This is a genomic window from Streptomyces sp. AC627_RSS907 (assembly GCF_019049165.1).
This window is the reverse complement of the sequence record NZ_JAGMUE010000587.1, coordinates 1-625: the sequence shown is the minus strand read 5'-3', so window position 1 is coordinate 625 and position 625 is coordinate 1. Positions and strand designations below refer to the sequence as shown.

Sequence of the window (625 nt, the reverse complement as noted above, 5' to 3'; positions counted from 1 at the left end):
ACGTCACCAACCGCGAGACCCGGCTCTTCCACGTCGGGCGCCTCGACACGGAGACCGAGGGCATCATCCTGCTCACCAACCACGGCGAGCTGGCGCACCGCCTCACCCACCCCCGGTACGGCGTGAAGAAGACCTACCTCGCCGCGATCCAGGGCCCCATCCCGCGCGACCTCGGCAAGCAGCTCAAGAACGGCATCGAGCTGGAGGACGGGTACGCCCGCGCCGACCACTTCAAGGTCGTCGAGAACGTCGGCAAGAACTACCTGGTCGAGGTCACGCTGCACGAGGGCCGCAAGCACATCGTGCGCCGCATGCTCGCCGAGGCCGGGTTCCCGGTCGAGAAGCTGGTCCGCACGAACTTCGGCCCGATCCCGCTCGGCGACCAGAAGTCGGGCTGGCTGCGCCGGCTGACCAACACCGAGGTCGGGATGCTCATGCGCGAGGTGGACCTCTAACCACGCCGCACGGCCCGGGGTGCGTGCGGCGCGGGCGGGCCAGGCGGCCCGCCCCCGGCGTGGCCGGCCCCGGGGCCGGCCACGGCCCCGGTCACGACCAGGGGCCGAGCGACACCGCGCGCCCCTCCTCGTCCCGCTTGACCTCCATCATCCCGGCCACCGCGGTCCGG

1 protein-coding gene is annotated in these 625 nt (G+C 72.3%); it reads left to right on the top strand.

Going from position 1 to position 625, the window contains the following annotated elements:
* A partial coding sequence (locus tag KUM32_RS37235) for a pseudouridine synthase (protein WP_217146282.1) occupies window positions 1–455 on the top strand: 455 nt, incomplete at its 5' end.
* Window positions 456–625 lie beyond the last annotated feature (170 nt).